The 21243-nt window shown below is 68.8% G+C and carries 15 protein-coding genes; 11 read left to right on the plus strand and 4 right to left on the minus strand.

Annotated elements, in window-relative coordinates:
* The first annotated feature begins 266 nt into the window (after positions 1-266).
* The 3 genes from THIX_RS03220 to THIX_RS23715 all read left to right on the plus strand — a co-directional run bounded on the left by THIX_RS03220 (position 267) and on the right by THIX_RS23715 (position 3107).
* Positions 267-1526: a DDE-type integrase/transposase/recombinase gene (locus THIX_RS03220; RefSeq protein ID WP_112487438.1), complete on the plus strand. Its 1260-nt coding sequence runs from the start codon at positions 267-269 to the stop codon at positions 1524-1526.
* 371 nt (positions 1527-1897) lie between these two features.
* On the plus strand, positions 1898-2842 hold the full coding sequence (locus THIX_RS03225) for a LysR family transcriptional regulator (RefSeq protein WP_112484883.1): 945 nt from the start codon (positions 1898-1900) through the stop codon (positions 2840-2842).
* A 103-nt stretch (positions 2843-2945) separates the two neighbouring features.
* Entirely contained in the window at positions 2946-3107 is a 162-nt protein-coding gene (locus THIX_RS23715; protein ID WP_199195222.1) for a hypothetical protein, read from the plus strand.
* A 74-nt stretch (positions 3108-3181) separates the two neighbouring features.
* On the opposite strand, the gene THIX_RS03230 is transcribed toward THIX_RS23715, so the two are convergent.
* The 4 genes from THIX_RS03230 to THIX_RS03245 form a co-directional block, all read right to left on the minus strand.
* Entirely contained in the window at positions 3182-3997 is an 816-nt protein-coding gene (locus tag THIX_RS03230) for a metal ABC transporter permease (protein ID WP_112484885.1), read from the minus strand.
* On the minus strand, positions 3994-4965 hold the full coding sequence (locus THIX_RS03235) for a metal ABC transporter ATP-binding protein (protein ID WP_112484887.1): 972 nt from the start codon (positions 4963-4965) through the stop codon (positions 3994-3996). Before THIX_RS03235 ends, THIX_RS03230 begins: the two co-directional genes overlap by 4 nt.
* Entirely contained in the window at positions 4962-5891 is a 930-nt protein-coding gene (locus THIX_RS03240) for a metal ABC transporter solute-binding protein, Zn/Mn family (RefSeq protein WP_233224371.1), read from the minus strand. Before THIX_RS03240 ends, THIX_RS03235 begins: the two co-directional genes overlap by 4 nt.
* Before the next feature lie 112 nt (positions 5892-6003).
* A complete protein-coding gene (locus THIX_RS03245) occupies positions 6004-6396 on the minus strand; it encodes a Fur family transcriptional regulator (protein ID WP_112484891.1) in 393 nt (130 codons plus the stop codon).
* A 177-nt stretch (positions 6397-6573) separates the two neighbouring features.
* Between THIX_RS03245 and THIX_RS03250 the strand changes: the two genes are divergently transcribed.
* The 8 genes from THIX_RS03250 (at position 6574) to THIX_RS03285 (ending at position 21180) form a co-directional block, all read left to right on the plus strand.
* Positions 6574-7206: a hypothetical protein gene (locus THIX_RS03250; RefSeq protein ID WP_233224372.1), complete on the plus strand. Its 633-nt coding sequence runs from the start codon at positions 6574-6576 to the stop codon at positions 7204-7206.
* Between the two features lie 55 nt (positions 7207-7261).
* A complete protein-coding gene (hemE, locus tag THIX_RS03255) occupies positions 7262-8350 on the plus strand; it encodes a uroporphyrinogen decarboxylase (RefSeq protein ID WP_112484893.1) in 1089 nt (362 codons plus the stop codon).
* A 455-nt stretch (positions 8351-8805) separates the two neighbouring features.
* Positions 8806-11328 carry a primosomal protein N' gene (locus THIX_RS03260; protein WP_112484895.1) on the plus strand — a complete coding sequence of 841 codons (2523 nt, stop codon included), beginning with the start codon at positions 8806-8808 and terminating at the stop codon, positions 11326-11328.
* Between the two features lie 47 nt (positions 11329-11375).
* The gene (locus THIX_RS03265) at positions 11376-12245 is read left to right on the plus strand and encodes a class I SAM-dependent methyltransferase (RefSeq protein WP_158540789.1); all 870 of its coding nucleotides are present in this window, start codon (positions 11376-11378) and stop codon (positions 12243-12245) included.
* Positions 12246-12414: 169 nt separating this feature from the next.
* Entirely contained in the window at positions 12415-13836 is a 1422-nt protein-coding gene (locus THIX_RS03270; RefSeq protein WP_112484899.1) for a circularly permuted type 2 ATP-grasp protein, read from the plus strand.
* Entirely contained in the window at positions 13837-14811 is a 975-nt protein-coding gene (locus THIX_RS03275; RefSeq protein WP_112484901.1) for an alpha-E domain-containing protein, read from the plus strand.
* A 69-nt stretch (positions 14812-14880) separates the two neighbouring features.
* Positions 14881-18555, plus strand: coding sequence for a DUF2126 domain-containing protein (locus THIX_RS03280; RefSeq protein ID WP_112484903.1), 3675 nt, complete (start codon positions 14881-14883; stop codon positions 18553-18555).
* Positions 18556-18606: 51 nt separating this feature from the next.
* The gene (locus THIX_RS03285) at positions 18607-21180 is read left to right on the plus strand and encodes a circularly permuted type 2 ATP-grasp protein (RefSeq protein ID WP_112484905.1); all 2574 of its coding nucleotides are present in this window, start codon (positions 18607-18609) and stop codon (positions 21178-21180) included.
* The last annotated feature ends 63 nt before the right edge of the window (positions 21181-21243 follow it).

A 21243-nucleotide genomic window follows, 5' to 3' on the forward strand; every position in this document is an offset into this window, starting at 1 on the left:
GTTTTATGTTGCGGCGCGGAATGCCGGAATGCCTGTCATTTTGCAAGCCCAAAAGGGCGAGACCAGCTGAAACGCGGGGCGGGACAGACCTCTTGCGACGCCGCTATGTTGCATTGCAAAGTGTAAGGTGAATTGGCGCAAATGCCAGCCTTGTCCAACGTGGAATGAGCCTGAGCGAGGCGCGTCTTTCCATCGAGGGATGAGCCTGAAGGCGGGTTCGGGTCTGAGTTTCAAGCGGGTTGATCATCCACAGGATGGTGATCAACATGGACGACACGCGACTGACCACAATCGCGCAACTCGAGCAATTTCTCAGCGCCAATGCACAAGTTGCGTTTTCACCGCACGGCGACGATGCGCAGCGCTACGCCCACATCAGTCGGGTTCTGCGGCGGCTTGACTACCCCCGACGCACCAAGTGTGAACGCGGGGTGGTGCTGGCCTATTTGCGTCACACCAGCGGTTACAGCCGCGCGCAACTCACGCGCCTGGTGCGCCGGTGGCAGGCCAACCGCCTGGCCGCAGAGCCGCTGGTCAAGCGTTACGGCGCCCCGGCAGCCCCCTTTGCCCGCAAGTTCACGCCCGGCGATGTGACGCTGCTCGTGGAGATGGACCGCGCCCATGAGGATGTCTGCGGCCCGGCCATCGCGCACCTGCTGCAGCGGGCCTACCACGTCTATGGCGACGCGCGCTATGCCCGCCTGGCCACGCTGTCAGTCTCGCACCTGTACAACCTGCGCAAGAGCGCTGGCTACCGCGCCCAGCGCCTGCATGTCACCAAGACCCGCCCGGTGAACAACCCCATTGGCACGCGGCGCGCACCGCAACCCCAGGGACGCGCAGGCTTTGTGCGCATCGATACCGTGCACCAGGGCGACCAGGACGGCATCAAGGGGGTGTATCACATCACCTGCGTGGATGCGGTCAGCCAATGGCAGGTGCAGGCTTGCGTGCAGGGCATCAGCGAGGCGTATCTGTTGCCCGTGCTGGCCCTGGTCATCGCCCAGTTTCCTTTCGAGATCGCAGGCTTTCATTCGGACAACGGCTCGGAATACATCAACGCCCGCGTGACCAAGATGCTGGAGAAGCTGCGGATCGAGCAGACCAAGTCCCGCTCCCGCCACAGCAACGATAACGCGCTGGCCGAGAGCAAGAACGCCAGCGTGGTGCGCAAACACATGGGGTACAGCCACATCCCGCAGCAGTATGCCCAGAGGATCAATGCCTTCTACCAAACGGTCTTCAACCCTTGGCTCAATGGGCATCGTCCGTGCTTGTTTGCCACGGAGATCACCAGCCCCAAGGGCAAGATCGTCAAGCGCTACGCCCACGCCGATGTGAAGACGCCCCTGGCTTGCCTGGCGCAGCTCAGTGCGCAGGGCTTGGTGCGCTTCAAGGCAGGCATCACGCTAGACGCTTTGCAGGCTCAGGCGGCTGCGCAAACCGATCTGGCCGCCGCTCAGGCCATGCAGCAGGCCAAGGCGGCGCTCTTTGCGCGGTTCAACGCGCCACGGCAACAGGCCTGACAGGGGGCCACTCTGCGCCGCGGGGAACGGATCCATCCCAACCCGCTCAGATCCAAACAGAAAAGACGGCGCGCGTGGGCAGTGCTTGCAGCAAGACTGGAGGGGGGCCTCCGGCGGCCTGGCAGGGGCCTTCCAATCAAAGGTCCAAGCCACAACCCAACCCTCTTTACACTGACCCTTTCAACTTCGATCAACCCGACTTCAAAGAACCCAACTCAACCTGGCTTCAGGCTCATTCCTGAATTAGAAAATGCCAGAGTCATGGCGTAAGTCACTATTGACTTGAATGGTGGTAATGAGGCTGAATATGCGCATTAGTACCCAACTCAAGCACAATGCCGGCCAAGTTTGGGCGGGCTCAGGGGGCAGACATGGACCGACTCAAGCAGATTGAAACCTTCGTCGCCGTGGCCGGCCGCGGCAGTCTCACGGCGGCGGCCAACGCCGAGGGCGTGGCTCCAGCCATCATCGGGCGGCGCATCGACGCGCTGGAAGCACGTCTCGGGGTCAAGCTCCTGGTGCGGACCACGCGGCGCATCAGCCTCACGCACGAGGGCGTGGCCTTTCTGGAAGATTGCCAGCGCCTGCTGGCCGATCTGCAAAGCGCCGAGGCCAGCGTCACCGCGGGCGGGGTCAAAGCCAGCGGACATTTGCGCATCACCGCCCCGGCCGGCTTTGGCCGCAAGCATGTGGCGCCGCTGGTGCCCGAATTCCGGCAGCGCAACCCGGACGTCACCCTGTCGCTGGACCTCACCGACCGCCTCGTCGATCTGGTCAACGAAGGCTACGACTGCGCCGTGCGCGTCGGCGCGCTGGCCGACTCCAGCCTGGTGAGCGTGCGCCTGGGGGAAAGCCGCCGCGCCTGCGTGGCGTCGCCTGCCTACATTCGCCGCTTCGGCGCGCCGCAATCGCCGCAGGACTTGCAGCGCCACCGCTGCCTGACCTATTCCAGCGTGGCCAGCCAGCCACGCGGCTGGGTGTTCCAGCAAGCCGGCGAGTCTCTGCACCTGCGCCTGAGCGGCCCACTCGACTGCACCGACGGCGCCGTGCTGCACCAGTGGTGCATCGAAGGCCACGGCTTGGCCTGGCGCTCGATGTGGGAGGTCGGCGAAGAACTGGCCACGGGCGGCCTGGTGGAGGTGCTGGCCGACTACGCCGCGCCGCCCGTCGGCATTCATGTCGTGTTCGCCCAGCGCAAACACATGCCCTTGCGCCAGCGTCTGTGGATCGACTACCTGAAAGAGTGCTTCGCCAACCCCGCGCTCTGGCCCTGGTCGCGCACGGAATCGGCCAGCGCGCTGGCCGAGCCGGCTTGAGGCGCCGGCTGCACCGCCGTTACAGCCGCACACAGCCAGGCGCGAACGCGTTGCCGATAATCGTGGCATCACCGACACGCCCTTTCCCGTCCCTTCCCGCCCCATGTTCGGCCTGGCCGTCTCCTTCGTTTCCTATCCTTTTGCCGTCTGGTGGCTCAAGCGCCTGTTCGAGAACATCGGCCTGGAAACCAACACCAAGTTTCTGATTTTCTTGTTGGCCAGCGTGGTGTCCTGGGTGGCGGGCACGGCGGCCGCGCATCTCTGAGCCCGGAGCGCCGCAGCGCTCCAGAATTGCCCAGAGGCGGTCCGGGTTCGCCCCCGATTCCTCCCTCCGCAGGCTCAGGCCGCGGCGCCCGGCACGCGGCGGGGCAGCGCGGCTTGCGCCGCGAGATACAGGGCGAAGCTGAGCGAGGCGATCCAGGTGCTGGCCGGATAGCCGATGTAGTACGCAGCCGCCAGGCCTGCCCAGGTGAGCAGCAGCCCGAACACCATGGCCAGCAGCACGCCCCGCGCCATGCCGCGCGCCAAGGCCTGAGCCGCCGCTGCGGGGCCGATGAGGAAGGCAAAGATGAGCAGCGCGCCGATCACCGGCACGGCGATGGCCACCACCGCCGCCACCAGGGCGACGAACAGCAAGTCGAGCGCGCGCACCGGCACACCGCGCGCCCGCGCCGCTTCGGGGTTGAGGCTGGCGAAGGCCAGCGGCCGGTAGATGGCCGCAAGCGCCGACAGGCAAGCCAGCGCCACCGCCAGCGACAGCCCGGCTTGAGCCGCCGTGATGCCGACGATGCTGCCGAACAGGATGCTCATGGCCGCCTGGGCGTTGGCGGTGTAGAGGTTGAGGAACAGCACGCCCAGACCGAGCGCGAACATCAACACCATGCCGATGCCGATGTCGCGCTCACGCAGCCGGCTGCCGGCCAGCGCCAGGGCGAAGCCCGCCGCCAGGGTGAAGCCGAACAGGCCGAGGTAGGGGCTGACACCCAGCAGAATGGCGCCCGCCGCGCCGGTGAAGCCGACATGCGACAGCGCATGCGCCGCAAACGCCTGGCGCCGCAAGGTGACGAAATAGCCCACCGCGGCGCAGGCCACGGCAATGCTGCTGCCGGCCAGCAGGGCGTGGCGCATGAAGCCGTATTCCAGGCCGAGGATCATCGTTGGCCAGCCGATGGTTCAACGGCGCCGGGCGAACTGCTTCGCACCCCGTCCGCCTGCGCGGGGAGGGTGGGGATGGCGTGATGTGCGTGGCCATGCGGATGGTCGTGGGCGTGGCCGCAATGCGGCGACACTTCCGGCATGAAGCCGCGCGCGGGGTGGATGAACACATAGCCGTCGTGCCGCGCCACCGCCATCGGCAGGCCATAGAGCGCGGTGAGCGATTCGGCGTTGACCACCGCGTCCACCGTGCCGATGCGCCCGCGGCCGGCGGCGAGATACAGCACCTGGTCCATCACCGGCAGCAGCGGGTTGATGTCGTGCGCGGTGAGCATCACCGCCAGTTGCTGCGCATCGCACAGCCGCCGCACCAGTGCCAGCACGCCTTGTTGCGAACGCGGGTCGAGGTTGGACAGCGGCTCGTCCAGCAGCAACAGGCGCACCGGGTTGACCAGCGCCTGGGCGATGCACACGCGCTGGCGCTCGCCGCCCGAGAGCGCATCCATCGGTCGCGTGGCCAGATGCTGTGCCTCCACGCTGTGCAGCGCCTGTTGCGTGGCCTGGCGGCGCTCGGCGGCGTGGCGCAGGCCCGGGCCCCAGCGCTCGCCCTGCCAGGCGGCGGCGACGAAGCTGGCAGCGTCGATGCGGCCGAACGCGCCCTCCGGCACGGTCTGCGCCACATAGCCGATGCGGGTGCGCGCCGCCGCCAGGGGTTGGCCGAGCAATTCCAGGCTGCCGCCGCCCGCGGGCAGGATGCCGGCCAGGGTTTGCAGCAGCGTGGTCTTGCCCGAGCCGTTGGCGCCGAACACGCCCACGAGCTGGCCGGGGGCGAGCGCCAGGTCCAGCGCCGTGATCACGGCCTGCTCGCCACGCCGGCAGTTCAGGCCGCGTGCTTGCACGGCCCATGTGGCTGCCGCGCCCCGGCCCGCGGCGATGGCCGGGATTCCAGCATGAGCTTCAGCGTTCATCGCCCAGCCTTGGCCAGTGTTTGCTGCACGGCGTGCAGGCTGCTCAGCAACCACGCCGTGTAGCCCATCCCGGGCGGCGCGAATTCGCTCACGCCCACTGTGGGGATGCCGCTTTGGCGCGCGATGTCGCGCATGCGCTGGGTCAGCGGGTCGCTCACCTGGCTGTTGTAGACCAGCAGGGCCGCGCGGTGTTGCCGCAGTTCGTCTTCATAGCGCGCCACCACGTGCGGCGCCGGTTCGGTGCCATTCATCACATTGAATTGGAACGTGTCGCCCAGGCTGCGCCAGCCGAGCTGGCGCAGCATGTAGCCGTACACCGGCTCGGTCGCCAGCACCGCCAGGCCCGGATGCTGCGCGGCGAGTTGGCGCACCACGCCGTCCACCTGCCGCAGACTCTGCTCGAAGGCCTGCAGATTGCGCTTGAAGTCGGCCGCATGGGCCGGGTCGGCCTGCTGCAGCAGCGCGGCCAGGCGCTGCGCCACCAGCGCGCCCACGCGCGGGTCGTAGAACACATGCGGGTTCTGGTCGGGCATCACCAGCGCGGGATCGAGCGCGGCGGCGACGATCACCACCCGCTTCGGCGCCGGGTTGGCCGCCAGCATCTTGCGCATCCAGTCGTCATAGCCCAGCCCGTTCATCACCACGATGGCGGCGTGCGCCACGCTGCGCGCAGTCTGCGGCGTGGCCTCGAACTGGTGCGGGTCGACATTGGGGTTCTGGATGATGCTGCTGACCTGCACATACGGCCCGCCGATGGCTTGGGCAATTGCGCCATACGTGCTTTCGGCCGCCACCACCGGGATGGGCGCAGCGTGGGCGCTGGCGAGGGGCCACAACGCGGCAAGCAAGGCAAGGCCAACGTCGCCGCAGAGGCGACCCGCCATGGCGCGCAGGGTTCGGGTAGTGAGTGGGACGATCAAGGTCATGTTGGTTGTGAATGAAATGGATGAAGGCGTACGCAGCCGCATGCAGTCACGTGCCCGGCGGTGCTGCAGCCGTCGGGTGCCGTCGAAAACCGCCTGAGCGCGGGAGGCTGCTTCAGCTCTGGCCTTGCTGCCGACACTGTGGGCACACCCCCTCCAGCACGATCTCGTGGCCGGTCACGCGGTAGCCGGTGCTTTGCTCCAGCGCCCCCAGGCCAAGGCCGGTCGCCAGGCAGGGCACCGGCGTCATGGCGTCGCAGGCGGTGCAGTGCAGATGGTCGTGATGCGGGCCGTACAACTCGTAGCGCGCCGACGCGGCGTGCAACTGCACCTTGCGCAGCGCCTTGTCGGCCAGCAAGCGCTCGACGGCGCGAAACACCGAGGAGAAGTTCGCCTGCATGCCCTGGGCAGCAAGATCGGCATGGATCTGCTCCAGCGTCCAGGCGTGGCGCGACGCGGCGCGCATGAGCGTGAGAATCGCGGCGGAGAGATGCGAAGGGCGTGCCATGGCGTAATGATGCAGCCTGCCAGGTCAATGACGCAAGTTATTTGCGTAATAAGAAGGATGCGCAGCGCTCCGACCTCTGCCGTGAAGCGCCCTGCAGGCAGCCCCGGCGAGTGCGCGGGTATTGCCGCCGACTATGCTTGAAGCCTCCTGCCAGCCCAGCCGCAAGCACGACTCGCCATGCCTCCATCCCCGTCCGCCAGCGCCTTCTCGCCCCTGAGCCAGCTGCCCCGCCCTGACATCCGCGTCGGCGATGAATGGCTGTTCCTCACCCGCACCCTGGACGACAGCGACAAGCGGGACGCTGGTCTGTTGATACGCAGCCGGGTGGTGGCCTTGCTGCACGACGGGCAGATCCACATGGACGTGAACAACGGCGACAAGGCCGATGCCACCTGGCTGAAAAGCATCTACGACAACCAGTTCGACCTGCTGTCGCGCGAACTCACCCCCGGCGAGCCCATTCTCTACAAACCGGCGTTTCCGCAATTCAAGTTCCCCATGTCCAGCGGCAAGGTCTGGGATGAGGTCGTCATCCAGAGCCAGCCCGAGTGGTGGCAGGAGTCGCATATCGGCGTGCGGGTGCAGGTGCAAGCCAGCGAGGAGGTCAGCGTGCCTGCCGGCAGCTTTGCCGCCATCCGCCTGCAGGGGGTCTACACCACGCCCAACGCCACGGTCACCAGCCAGTATTGGTATGCGCCGGCGGCCGGCCGTTCGGTCAAGGGCATCGAGACCACGGTGGACAAGGCCACCCAGTCCAGCGTGCGTACCCAGTACGAGCTGCAGCAACTCAACCGCCTGCGCCAGGCGTGAGGCCGGGCGGCTCGGCCCCAAGCTGGGCGCCACGGGGGTTTGCGACAATACCCCCATGACCGCCATCGCCAACGACACCTTCCTCCGCGCCCTGCTGCGCCAACCCACCGACTACACGCCCCTCTGGTTGATGCGCCAGGCCGGGCGCTACCTGCCCGAGTACAACGCCACCCGTGCCCGCGCCGGCAGCTTTCTCGGCCTGGCGCAGAATCCCGATTTCGCCACCGAAGTCACGCTGCAACCGCTCGACCGCTACCCGCTGGACGCGGCCATCCTGTTCTCCGACATCCTCACCGTGCCCGACGCCATGGGCCTGGGCCTGCGCTTCGCCGCCGGCGAAGGCCCGCGCTTCGAGCGCCCGCTGCGCAACGAGGCCGACATCCTGGCGCTGCGCGCGCCCGACCTGAATCTGCTGCGCTATGTGTTCGACGCCGTGGCGCAAATCCGCCGCGCCCTGGTGAGAGATGGCAGCCAGCGCGTGCCCCTGATCGGCTTTTCCGGCAGTCCCTGGACCCTTGCCTGCTATATGGTCGAAGGCCAGGGCAGCGACGACTGGCGCGCCACCAAGACCCTGCTGTATTCGCGTCCCGACCTGATGCACCACATCCTGGCGGTGAACGCCGACGCCGTGGCGGCTTATCTGAACGCCCAGATCGACGCCGGGGCGCAAGCCGCGATGGTGTTCGACTCCTGGGGCGGGGCGCTGGCCGACGGCGCCTTCCAGGAGTTCTCGCTGGCCTACAGCCAGCGCGTCATCAGCCAGCTCAAGCGCGAGCACGAAGGCCGCGAGGTCCCCATCATCCTGTTCACCAAGGGCGGCGGTCCCTGGTTGCAGGCCATGAGCCACAGCGGCGCCGACGCCCTGGGGCTGGACTGGACCGTGAACCTCGGCGCAGCGCGGGCGCAAATCGGCCAGCGCGTGGCGCTGCAGGGCAATCTCGACCCCAACATCCTGTTTGCGCCGCCGCAGCAGATTGCCGCGCAGGCCCGCGCCGTGCTCGACAGCTTCGGCGCCATCGCGCCGGGCGAGGCGGTGGGCCATGTGTTCAACCTCGGCCACGGCATTTCGCAGTTCACCCCGCCCGAACATGTCAGCGCCCTGGTCGAGGCCGTGCACAACCACAGCCGCACGCTGCGCCGCTGAGTTGGCGGCTGGTGTGCCGCGCTCGGTTTGGTCGGGCATGTCAGCCGATTCGCCACCCGGCCTTGCGGCAAATGTCGTGCTGATTCAAGCCCCCACGTCAAGATCGGTGCGTTCTTATGCACAATTTTCGATACCATGCAGCGCAGCAATCAAATCACAGACTCGACTTGAAGTTGACCAAGTTAAATTATTGATTATTAAAGATAATTTTGATTACAATCGTGATGGCTTGAATTTGTCCACAAACTTATCCACAGCCCAAAGGCGCAGCAGGGCATGGACTATTCACAAAGTTATTCACAGCATGGCTTGACAATTTCTCAAACCCTCCAGGCCCCGAAAATGCTGTGCCCCGCATGCGAGTCAACACTCACTTAGCCAAGGCCAATGGCATCCAGCTTCGTGGTTAACCCTGAGCTGAACCGCCCCGCCCAACCCTTGTCATCCACCTCGCCATGACCCTGCATCGCATCGCGGTGGATGCCCCACTTTGGGACGCGCTGGACTATGTCCATGCCGAGACGTTGCCGCGCGGCTGCCTGGTGCGCGTGCCGCTCGGGCGGCAAAACGTCTTGGGCGTGGTGCTGGGCCCAGCCGAAGGCAGCACCACGCCCGAAGCGTCGCTGCGCGCGGTGAGCGAGGTTGTGTCTGCCTTGCCTGCGCTGGACGCCGACTGGCTGGATTTGCTGCAGTTCGCCGCGGCCTATTACCAGCGTCCGCTCGGCGAGCTCATGGCCGCGGCCCTGCCCACCTGGTTGCGCCACCATGGCGCCGCTGCAGCCGCCAAGCGCGTGGCCGCCTGGCATCAGCGGCGCGAACCCCAGGCGTTTCGCCTCACCCCGGCGGGCGGCGCGGCGCTGGCGCAGCAACTGTCCCCACGCCATGCGGCCTTGTGGCGGCTCGCCGCCGCGCTGGGACTGAAGACGCTCCAAGCCGCCGACGCGGCAACCCCCGGCGCGGCAGCCCCCGCAGCCATCATCCACCACGATGCCGCGCCACGGCTGCAGCTCGACGCGGCGCGCAAGCTGCACCCCAAGGCTGCCGGCTTGCTGCGCGACTGGGCCGCGCAGGGCTGGGTGGAAGCGGTGCGGGATGTCGCGCAAGACGTGGCCCAAGACCTTGTGCGCAACGCGATGCCGACCGCCATGCGCGACGTTGCGCACAACGAAGCCTTGCACGCGCCGCAAGCCAAGCCAAACACGCCGCCCCCGACGCAGCAAGCCACCCTGCCCCCGGCGCTGCAAGCCGCACAGCAAGCCGCCGTCGATGCCATCCGCACGGCCCGGGGCTATGCGCCCTTCCTGCTGTTCGGCGTCACCGGCAGCGGCAAGACCGAGGTGTATTTGCAACTCGCCGCGCATGTGCTGGCGCAAGACCCGCAGGCGCAGGTGCTGGTGCTCACGCCCGAAATCAATCTCACACCCCAGTTGGTGCAGCGCTTCGCCGAACGTTTTCCCGGCGAACGACTTGCGGTGCTGCACAGTGGCCTGGCCGAGACCGAGCGCTTCGACCACTGGTACGCCGCCCACAGCGGCGCGGCGCGCATCGTGCTGGGCACGCGGCTGGCGGCATTGGCCTCGCTGCCGCAGCTGGCGCTGATCGTGGTGGACGAGGAGCACGACGCCTCTTACAAGCAGCAGGAAGGCGCGCGCTATTCGGCCCGTAATCTGGCGGTGTGGCGCGCGCGCCAGCGCGGCATTGCCGCGGTGCTGGGCTCGGCCACGCCCTCGCTGGAAAGCTGGCGCGCGGCGCAGCGTGGCCGTTACCGTCTGCTGGAACTGCCCGAGCGCGCCAGCGGCAGCCTGCCGGCGGTGCGTCTGCTGCACGCCGGCCACGACCCGCTGCTGCGCCAGGGCGGACTCATCGGCCAGGCGCTGTTCGAGGCCATCACCCGGCGCCTGGCGCGTGGCGAGCAAAGCCTGTTGTTCCTCAACCGCCGCGGCTACGCCCCGGTGATTCGCTGCCCGGATTGCGGCTGGCTGAGCGACTGCCCGCATTGCGACGCCCACCTCGTCTACCACCGCACCGACCGCAGCCTGCGCTGCCACCACTGCGGCCACCGCGCCGCCGTGCCCCGCGCCTGCCCCGACTGCGGCAGCCTCGACCTGCAGCCGCTGGGCCGCGGCACGCAGCGGGTGGAGGAGGCGCTGGCCACGCTGTTCCCGCAAGCGCGCATCGCCCGCATCGACGCCGACACCGCGCGGCGCAAGGGGGCGGCGCAGGCCGGCTTCGCACAGATGCACGCGGGCGAAGTGGACATTCTGGTCGGCACGCAGATGATCACCAAGGGCCACGACTTCCAGCGCGTCACCCTGGTGGCCGCGCTCAACCCCGACGCCGGCCTGTTCACCCACGACCTGCGCGGCCCCGAGCGCCTGTTCGCGCAACTCATGCAGGCCGCCGGCCGTGCCGGCCGCGCCGGATCCCGGCCCGCCGACATCGCCTGCGCGGACGCGTCCGCCTCGTCCTCAGCCCCCGAAATGCTGGTGCAGACCGCCTACCCCGAGCATGGGCTCTACCGCGCCCTGCTGGCGCACGACTACCCCGGCTTCGCCGCGCAGGAACTGAGGGAGCGCCAGCATGGCGGCATGCCGCCGTTCAGCCACCAGGCGCTGCTGCGCGCCGAGCACAAGAAGCCCGAGGTGCTGGACGCTTTTCTCGCCCAGGCCATCCAGCTTGCGGCAGCAATCGCCAGCGCCGGCCAAGGAAGCGCCGGGCTGCCCCAAGCTTCCTTGACCCCCTCGGGGGGCGAAGCTGGCAACGCCGGCTTCGGGGGGCGCACACCGGCGGGCTTGATGGTCTACCCGCCGGTGCCCGCCAGCCTGGCGCGGGTGGCGGACGTGCATCGCCAGCATGTGCTGGTGGAGGGCAGCAGCCGTGCCGCCTTGCAAGACTTCCTCGTGCGCTGGCGCGGCGCTCTGCAACAAGCCAAGGCCCGCGTGCGCTGGGCCATCGACGTCGACCCGACCGAGTTCTGACGCCTGTGGGGGACGATATGGCCTGCGCCCGTGCTTATGCTGGCGCCATGTCCGACGCCACCCGCGCCAACCCATCCACCCTCGCGCTCGACGCCTACCAGCAGCAGGTGGCCGGGGCTTACGCCGCCCGCGCGGCCGGCTACGACAGCGCGCCGGGCAACGCCGACTGGCATCGCCGCATGGCCGCGCAACTGGTGCAGCGCGCACCCATACAGGCCGGTCAGAGCGTGCTCGACATCGCCACCGGCACCGGCCTGGTGGCGCTGGACGTGGCGGCGCGCGTTGGTGCCGCTGGCCGCGTGCTGGGCATCGACATCGCCGCACCCATGTTGCAGCAGGCGCAGCGCAAAGCGGCCGGGCAGGGTCTGGCGCAAGTGAGTTTCGAGCCGCGCGATGCCGAGGCCACCGGCCTGCCGCCCGCCAGTTTCGACCATGTGCTGTGCTGCGCCGCGCTGGTGCTGATGCGCGATATTGCGCAGGTGCTGGCGCATTGGCGCAGCCTGTTGCGGCCGGGCGGGTGGATCGGGCTGCAGACCCATCCGGAGACGGCTTTCGTCAGCTCGCGTGCGCTGCAAGGGCTGGCGGCCGAGCAGGGCATCGACCTGCGCCTGCACCGCGAGGTGGGCACGCCCGCGCGGCTGCGCGCGCTGCTGCAAGGCGCGGGCTTTGCCGACATCGACATCCACACCGAGCCGGACGGTTATTGGCTGAGCCTGGAGCAGGCGCTGTCTTTCGGGCCGGACAGCCACTTTCCCGCCCCGGGGCAATATCCGCCGCCACTGGCCGCCTGCACCCCGGCGCAACTGCAGGCGCTGCGCGAGGGTTACGCCGCGGCGATGCAGGCCGCCTGCACGCCGCAGGGCATCTGGAACGATTGCACCTCGCTCTTTGCCCGCGCCCGGCTTGCGGGGGTATGAGGCGGCCGCCACGGGCGGCAGGCACAATCAGGCGGAAGCTGCCGGCCTTGTCGGACCGCCTGTCGGACGTTTTGCCGGCATGCTCGCGGCATGACCCCGACTGGCCTGCTTTTTGCAAGTCAGTCGGGACCATCCCCGGATTTCCCCCAAAGCTGGTCACGAGCGAACCATGCCCTACTTCGACGAGATGCATGCGGCCGACGGCGCCGTGCGGTCCCATTACGCCGGTTACGACCAGTGGCTGGGGGCGCAGCCGCCCTTGGCGATGCAGGCCAAGCGCGAGGAGGCGGAGCTGATTTTTCGCCGCGTCGGCATCACCTTCGCGGTCTATGGCGACGACGCCGGCACCGAGCGGCTGATTCCCTTCGACCTGATTCCGCGCATCATTCCGGCGCATGAATGGCGCCATCTGGAGGCCGGTCTGAAGCAGCGGGTGAACGCGCTCAACCGCTTCCTGCACGACATCTACCACGAGCAGGCCATCCTGCGCGCCGGGGTGGTGCCAAGCGAGCAGGTGCTGGGCAATGCGCAGTACCGGCCGCAGATGCAGGGCATCAACCTGCCGCAGCAGGTTTACGCGCACATTGCCGGGGTGGATATCGTGCGCGCCGAAAACGCGCGGGGCGTTGGCGAGTTCTATGCGCTGGAAGACAACCTGCGCGTGCCCTCGGGCGTGAGCTACATGCTGGAAAACCGCCGCATGATGATGCGCCTGTTCCCCGGCCTGTTCGCCCGCCACGCCGTCGCCCCGGTGGCGCATTACCCCGACCTGCTGCTGGAGAAGCTGCGCGCCGTGGCGCCGCCGGCGGTGAACGATCCCACCGTGGCGGTGCTCACGCCGGGCATGTACAACTCGGCCTATTTCGAGCATGCCTTTCTCGCCCAGCAAATGGGCATCGAGCTGGTGGAGGGCAAAGACCTGTACGTGGAGGACGACTTCGTCTACATGCGCACGACGCAAGGCCCGCAGCGGGTGGACGTGATCTACCGCCGCATCGGCGACGATTTCCTCGACCCGCAAGCCTTTCGCGCCGATTCCGCCATCGGCTGCGCCGGGTTGATGGCGGCCTACCGCGCCGGCAACGTCAACCTGGCCAACGCCATCGGCACCGGGGTGGCGGACGACAAGTCCATCTACCCCTATGTGCCGGCCATGATCGAGTTCTACCTGGGCGAAAAACCCCTGCTGAACAACGTCCCCACCCACCAGTGCCGCGAGGCCGGCAGCCTGGCCTATGTGCTGGCGCACCTGCCCGAACTGGTGGTGAAGGAGGTGCACGGCGCGGGCGGCTACGGCATGCTGGTGGGCCCGGCGGCGAGCAAGGCCGAGATCGCCGATTTCACCGCCAGGCTCAAGGCCCACCCCGAGCGCTACATCGCCCAGCCGACGCTGGCGCTGTCCACCTGCCCCATCTTCGTCAAGGTCGGCATCGCGCCGCGCCACATCGACCTGCGGCCGTTCGTGCTGTCGGGCAAAACGGTTTCGCTGGTGCCTGGCGGCCTGACCCGCGTGGCGCTGGCCGAGGGCTCGCTGGTGGTCAATTCTTCCCAGGGCGGCGGCACCAAAGACACCTGGGTGCTGGAGCGCTGAATGCTGAGCCGCACTGCCGATCATTTGTTCTGGATGGCCCGCTACACCGAGCGCGCCGAAAACACCGCGCGCATGCTCGACGTGCAGCACCAGGCCGCGCTGCTGCCGCCGCCGGATGCGGGGATCGGGGCGGCCGAGCGCGCGTCGGAGCACCTGGACTGGCGCGGGTTGCTCGGCATTTCCGAGCTGACCGAGGCCTACACCACGCGCCACGGCGCGATCGAGGCCGGCAAAGTGCTGGACTTCATGGTGCGCGACATGGACAACCTCTCGTCCATCCAGAGCTGCTTGCGCGCGGCGCGCGAGAATGCCCGCGCGGTGCGCGGCGCCATCACCACCGAGATGTGGGAAACCATCAACCAGACCTGGCTGGAGTCGTGGCGCCTGCTGGCCGACGGGCGCTTCGAGCGTGATCCCGGCGAGTATTTCGAATGGGTGAAAAACCGCTCGCACCTGTCGCGCGGCGTCACCTCCGGCACCATGCTGCAGGACGAGGCGTTTCACTTCCTGCGCATCGGCACCTTCCTGGAGCGGGCCGACAACACCGCGCGCCTGCTCGACGTGAAGTTCCACGCGCTGCAAGCCGAGTTCCACGGCTCGGCCAACGGCCGGGTGCAGGAATACGACTTCTATTACTGGTCGAGCGTGCTGCGCTCGGTCTCGGGCTTCGAGGTATACCGCAAGGTCTACCGCGACGTCATCACCCCCGAGCGCGTGGCCGAGCTGCTCATCCTGCGGCCCGACATGCCGCGCTCGCTCGCCGCCTGCATGCTGGAGGGCACGGCGCATCTGCGCGCGGTGGCCAACCGGCGCTCGCACGAAACCCTGCGCCGCGCCGGCCAGCTCAACGCCGAACTGCAGTACGGCCAGGTGGCCGAGATCATGGCCACCGGCCTGCACGCCTGGCTCACCCGTTTTCTCGAACGCATCAACGACCTGGGCGGCGGCATCAGCCAGGACTTCCTCGCCGCCTGAATGGCCGCTCCCCACCGCGCATCGTCCAGCTAGCCTTCCGCCCCCCGCTCCAAGCCCACAGGTGCCATCATGGCCATCCACGTTGCGCTCAGCCACATCACCACCTATCGCTTCGACCGGCCCGTCAACCTCTCGCCGCATGTGGTGCGCCTGCGCCCGGCGCCGCATTGCCGCACGCCCATCCTGTCGTTCAGCCAGCGGGTCGAGCCGGCCGATCATTTCATCAACTGGCTGCAAGATCCGTTCGCCAATTACCAGGCGCGGCTGGTGTTTCCGCAAAAGACACGGCTGCTGCAGATCGCCGTCGATCTGGTGGCCGAAATGTCGGTCTACAACCCCTTCGATTTCTTCCTCGAACCCGAAGCCGAGGAGTTTCCGTTTCAGTACGCGCCCGAGCTCAAAGCCGAGCTGGCGCCTTATCTGCTGGCCGGTGCGCGCACCCCGCGGCTGGCGGCGCTGCTCGACAGCATCGACCTGACCAAGCCGCGGCGCACGCAGGACTTCATCGTCGACATCAACCAGCGCCTGCAGCGCGACATCAGCTACCTCATCCGCATGGAGCCGGGGGTGCGAACCCCGGAGCGCACCCTGGAGCTGGGCTGCGGCTCCTGCCGCGACACCGGCTGGCTGCTGGTGCAGGTGCTGCGGCATCTGGGGCTGGCGGCGCGTTTCGTCTCGGGCTATCTCATCCAGCTCACGCCCGACGTGAAGGCGCTGGACGGCCCCAGCGGCGCCACCGCCGACTTCACCGACCTGCACGCCTGGTGCGAAGTCTTCCTCCCCGGTGCCGGCTGGATCGGCCTCGACCCCACCTCCGGCCTGCTCACCGGCGAAGGCCATATTCCGCTGGCCTGCAGCCCGTCACCGTCCAGCGCCGCTCCGGTGGAGGGGCTGGTGGACGCATGCGAGGTCGAGTTCAGCCACCACATGGCTGTCACGCGCGTGTACGAGTCGCCGCGCGTCACCAAGCCCTACACCGACGCCCAGTGGCAGGCGGTGCTGGCCCTGGGCGAGGTGGTCGATCAGCAGCTGAACAATGGCGACGTGCGCCTGACGCAAGGCGGCGAGCCCACCTTCGTCGCCGTCACCGACCGCGACGCGCCCGAATGGAACACCGACGCGCAAGGTCCGACCAAGCGCGGCTACGCTGGCGAACTCATCGGCAAACTCATCCAGCGCTACGGCCCCGGCGGCTTTCTGCACTTCGGCCAGGGCAAGTGGTATCCGGGCGAGCAACTGCCGCGCTGGGCGCTGTCGGCGGTGTGGCGGCGCGACGGCCAGCCTTGCTGGCGCGACGCGTCGTTGTTCGCCGATGAACGCCTCGGCGGACGGGCCACGCGCGAGGACGCCCACACCTTCATGCTGGCGCTGATCGATGCCCTCGGCGTGAACCCTTCGCATGCCCAGGCCGGTTTTGAGGACGCCTGGTACTACCTCTGGCGCGAACGCCGCCTGCCGGTGAATGCCGACCCGTTCGACTCGCGCGTCGAGGACGAACTCGAACGCCAGCGCCTGCACAAAGTGTTCGAGCAGGGCCTGCGCAACCCCACCGGCTACGCCCTGCCGCTGCGGCGCGAGCCCGGTGCTGCAGACATGGCAGCGCCCCCAGGCCTGGGCGCTGCCCAGTCCGCCCCCCGAGGGGGTCAAGGAAACTTGGGGCGGGCCGGCCTTTCCTTGGCCGGGCCGCGCTGGGTCTCCGGTCCCTGGTTTTTCCGTGACGAGCGCATGTATCTGTTCCCCGGCGACTCCGCCATGGGCTGGCGCCTGCCGCTGGACTCGCTGCCCTGGGCCACCGAAGGCGAGCGCCAGACGGACTTCGCGCAAGACCCCTTCGCCCCACGCCGGCCGCTGCCCGACGCCGCGCCACTGCGGCAGCAATACAACCCTGGTGGTGGCGTGGACGCGCACCGTCCTGGGGGTGGCTTTGCCGTGGGCGGCACCGTTGCGGTGCAAGGCCAGGGTCGTGGCGCACCAGGGTCGGGCGGCGCTCCCTCTCCCGACCTCCCCCACGCGTGGGGGAGGAGTGAAAGCCCCCTCCCCGCGGGCGGGGAGGGCTGGGGTGGGAGGCCCGCGAGCACCCAGCCTTCCTCTCATGTCCTCGACCCCGACCGCAAACCTGCACGCTTCGTCTCCGCCGCCAACACCGTGCGCACCGCGCTGTGCGTGGAAGCGCGTGGCGGCATTCTCTATGTATTCATGCCGCCGCTGGCGGAGGTGGAAGACTATCTGGAGCTGCTCGCCGCGATCGAGTCCACCGCGCAGCGCCTGCGGGTCAAGCTGGTGCTGGAAGGCTACCCGCCGCCGCGCGACCCGCGCCTGGTGCTGCTGCAGGTCACGCCCGACCCCGGCGTCATCGAAGTCAACATCCACCCGGCGCACCACTGGGCCGAAATCGTCGATCACACCGAGTTCCTGTACCAGGCGGCGTTCGAAACCCGCCTGGGGGCCGAGAAGTTCATGCTCGACGGCCGCCACACCGGCACCGGCGGCGGCAACCATGTGGTGCTGGGCGGCGCCACGCCGGCCGACAGCCCCTTCCTGCGCCGCCCCGACCTGCTCGCCAGCCTGGTGGCGTACTGGCACAACCATCCATCCCTGAGCTATCTCTTCAGCGGCATGTTCATCGGCCCCACCAGCCAGGCGCCGCGGGTGGACGAGGCGCGCAACGATCAGGTGTACGAACTGGAAATCGCGCTGCAGGAACTGCGCCGCAACCGCGAGCGCTTCGGCCGCGACGCGAGCAGCGCCGGGCCGCCCCAAGCTGCGAGCACCCCCTCGGGGAGTGGCGAACGCAGTGAGACTGGGGGACCCTACTTACCTCCTTGGCTGGTGGACCGCAGCCTGCGCAACATCCTCATCGACGTCACCGGCAACACCCACCGCAGCGAGTTCTGCATCGACAAGCTCTACAGCCCCGACAGCGCCACCGGCCGCCTGGGCCTGCTGGAACTGCGCGCCTTCGAGATGCCGCCGCATGCGCGCATGAGCGTGGTGCAGCAACTGCTGCTGCGGGCGCTGGTGGCGCGCTTCTGGGCCCAGCCCTACACCGCAGCGCTGCAGCGCTGGGGCACGGCGCTGCACGACCGCTTCCTGCTGCCCACCTTCATTGCCATGGACTTCGACGACGTGCTCACCGAGCTGCGCGACGCCGGCTTCGACTTCGACCCGCAATGGTTCGCGCCGCACCACACCTTCCGCTTCCCGCTGCTGGGCGAATACGCCGCCAGCGGCGTCAAGCTCGAAGTGCGCATGGCGCTCGAACCCTGGCATGTGATGGGCGAAGAAACCACCGCCGGCGGCACCGCGCGCTATGTGGATTCCTCACTGGAGCGGCTGGAAGTCAAGCTCAGCGGCATGGCCGACAGCCGCCACGTGCTCACCGTCAACGGCCGCGCCGTGCCGCTGCAACCCACCGGGCGCAGCGGCGAATTCGTCTGCGGCGTGCGCTACCGCGCCTGGCAGCCGCCCTCGGCGCTGCACCCCAGCATCGGCACCCACGCGCCGGTCACCTTCGACATCGTCGACACCTGGATGGAGCGCTCGCTCGGCGGCTGCCAATACTTCGTCGCCCACCCCGGCGGCCGCAGTTACGACACCTTCCCGGTGAACTCCTACGAGGCCGAGAGCCGGCGGCTGGCGCGCTTCATCGGCCTTGGCCACACCCCCGGGCGCATGGTGGTGGCGCCGGCCCAGCCCAGCCTGGAGTTCCCGTTCACGCTGGACTTGCGCCAGCGCAAGGGTTGAGTCCGCCCCCGGCTGGACGCCGGGCCACCCTGACAATGTGACAATCGCCACATGGCAAGCCTGTTCCACACCGACCCCACCGCCGACCCGGCCGACGCCCTGGTCGACCTCGCAGCTGACCTCGCCTCGCCGGTGCCACCCGGCCACTGGGACTCGCTGCGCGCCCGCCTGGGCGACGGCAGCACCGGCGCGCCGCTGGCACCGCACTGGGCGCAGTTCTTCCGCCAACTCGGGCCCGACGGCTTCGACGGCCTGCCGGCGCGCGAAGCGCTGCTGCGCCAGCAGATTCACGACGACGGCGTCACCTACAACGTCCACGCCGACGCCGAGCAGCCCAGCCGCGCCTGGTCGGTCGACCTGTTTCCGCTGATCGTCAACGCCGCCTCCTGGGGGCAAATCGCCGCCGGCGCCGCCCAGCGCGCCGCCCTGCTCAACACCATCCTCGCCGACATCTACACCGGGCCGCAACGCACCCTGCGCGAAGGCCTGCTGCCGCCGGCGCTGGTGCAGGGCAACCCCGGCTACCTGCGCGCGCTGCACGGCCACAGCCCGCCGGGCGACTTGTGGCTGCACATCGCCGCCTTCGACCTGGCGCGCGGGCCCGACGGCAACTGGCGCGTGGTCAGCCAGCGGGTGCAGGCGCCGTCCGGCCTGGGTTATCTGCTGGAAAACCGGCTGCTCATCTCCCGCCTGTTCCCCGAAGCATTCGGCAGCCTGCGGGTGCAGCGCCTGGCCGCCAGCTACCGCCTGGTGATGGACACGCTGCAGCGCCTGGCCCCGGGCGGGCCGCAGGCGCGCATCGTGCTGCTGACGCCCGGCCCCTACAGCGAAACCTATTTCGAGCAGGTCTATCTCGCCCGCTACCTCGGCATCACCCTGGCCGAAGGCAACGACCTGACGGTGCGCGAAGACCGCCTCTACCTCAAGACCCTGCGCGGGCTGGAACCGGTGCACGCGGTGCTGCGCCGGCTGGACGACAGCTTTTGCGACCCGCTGGAACTGCGCCCCGATTCCATGCTCGGCGTGCCCGGCCTGCTGCAAGCAGTGCGCGCCGGCAATGTGCTGCTGGCCAATGCGCTGGGCGCCGGTTTCCTCGAATCGCCTGCGGTGCACGGCTTCATGCCGCGGTTGTGCCAGACCCTGCTCGGCGAGCCGCTGCTGCTGCCTTCGCTGCCCACCTGGTGGTGCGGCGAGCCGGGCGTGTGCGATGCGCCGCTGGACGACTTGCGCGCCTGGGTGATCAAGCCGGTGCATGCCGACAGCGGCTTCGAGGCCGTCGTCACCGCCAGTCTGGACTTCGGCCAGCTCCCGGCCTGGCGCCGCCGGGTGCAGAGCGAGCCGGCGCAGGTCGCGCTGCAGCAATACCTGCCGCTGCCGCATGTTCCGGTGTGGAGCGACGGCCGCATGGGCGCGCGCGCCGCCATGCTGCGCGTCTATGCCCTGGCCGACGGCCGCGGCGGCTGGCGCGTGCTGCCCGGTGGCCTGGTGCGCACCGCGCCGCCGGGCGGCAACACCGTGTCGATGCAGCGTGGCGGCGGCAGCCAGGACGCCTGGATCATCACCGGCGAGGCGGTGGACGACAGCACCATGCTGCCCGCTCCCATGCGCCCGCAAGACCTGGTGCAGCATCACCGCGTGGTCACCAGCCGCGCGGCGGAAAACCTGTTCTGGATCGGGCGCTACACCGAGCGCGCCGAGCACAGCACGCGCCTGGCGCAACTCGCGCTGCAGGCGCTTGCGGGCGACGACGACCTGGGCCCGGCGGTGTGCGCCGTGCTCGATCAATGGTGCCGCCGCAGCGGCCTGGTCGAGTTCGACACGCCCGAACTTGCCGAGCAGCCGCAGGGCTTCGAGCGCGCCCTGATTCGCGGTCTGGTGGCCGGGCGGCATGCCGGCGGCATCGTGCAGAACCTGCAGGCGCTGGGGCATGCGGCGGGGCAGGTGCGCGAGCGCCTGGGCGCGGAGCACCGCCAGTGGATCGGGGCCGCGGCTGCGGTCGAAATCCTGCCGCCGTCCAGCGCCGCGCACCATGCCGACTGGCAGCCCGGCCAGGCGATGCAGGGGCTGGACCGCATCAGCGAAATCCTCTGCGCCATCACCGGCGCGCAAACCGACCGCATGACCCGCGACGACGGCTGGCGCCTGCTCAGCATCGGCCGCCACATCGAACGCCTGATCCTCATGGCCGATGCCCTGAGCAGCGCCTTCGCCACCGGCGCGGTGCGCAGCGACAGCGGTTTCAACCTGCTGCTGCGCCTGTTCGACAGCATCATCACCTACCGCGCGCTGTACCAGAAGCGGCTCGAGGTTCCGCCCTTGCTCGACCTGCTGGTGCTCGACCGCGAGAACCCCCGCGCCCTCGGCTGGGTGGCGCAAACCCTGCAGGCGCGTCTGGCCAAGCTGCCGGGCAGTGCTGCCGACCGCGAAGCCTTGCTGGCACTCGCGCCCGACCCCGACGCCTGGCATCTGCCCGAGCTTTGCGTGCAGGACTCGGCCCAGCGCCACGCCTGGCTGGAGCAGACCCTGGCGCAGATCAGCGCCAGCACCTGGCGCCTGTCGGAAGAAATCAGCCGCCGCTACTTCGCCCATGTCGGCGCGGTCGATCGCAGCCTGGGTGGCTACTGAACGGGCTGCTCGCCGCGCTCGCGCCATCGCCATCCCACGCCAGTTGCACGCCCCTCCCATCGC

Source organism: Thiomonas sp. X19, from assembly GCF_900089495.1.
In the GTDB taxonomy this organism is placed as follows: Bacteria; Pseudomonadota; Gammaproteobacteria; order Burkholderiales; family Burkholderiaceae_C; genus Thiomonas_A.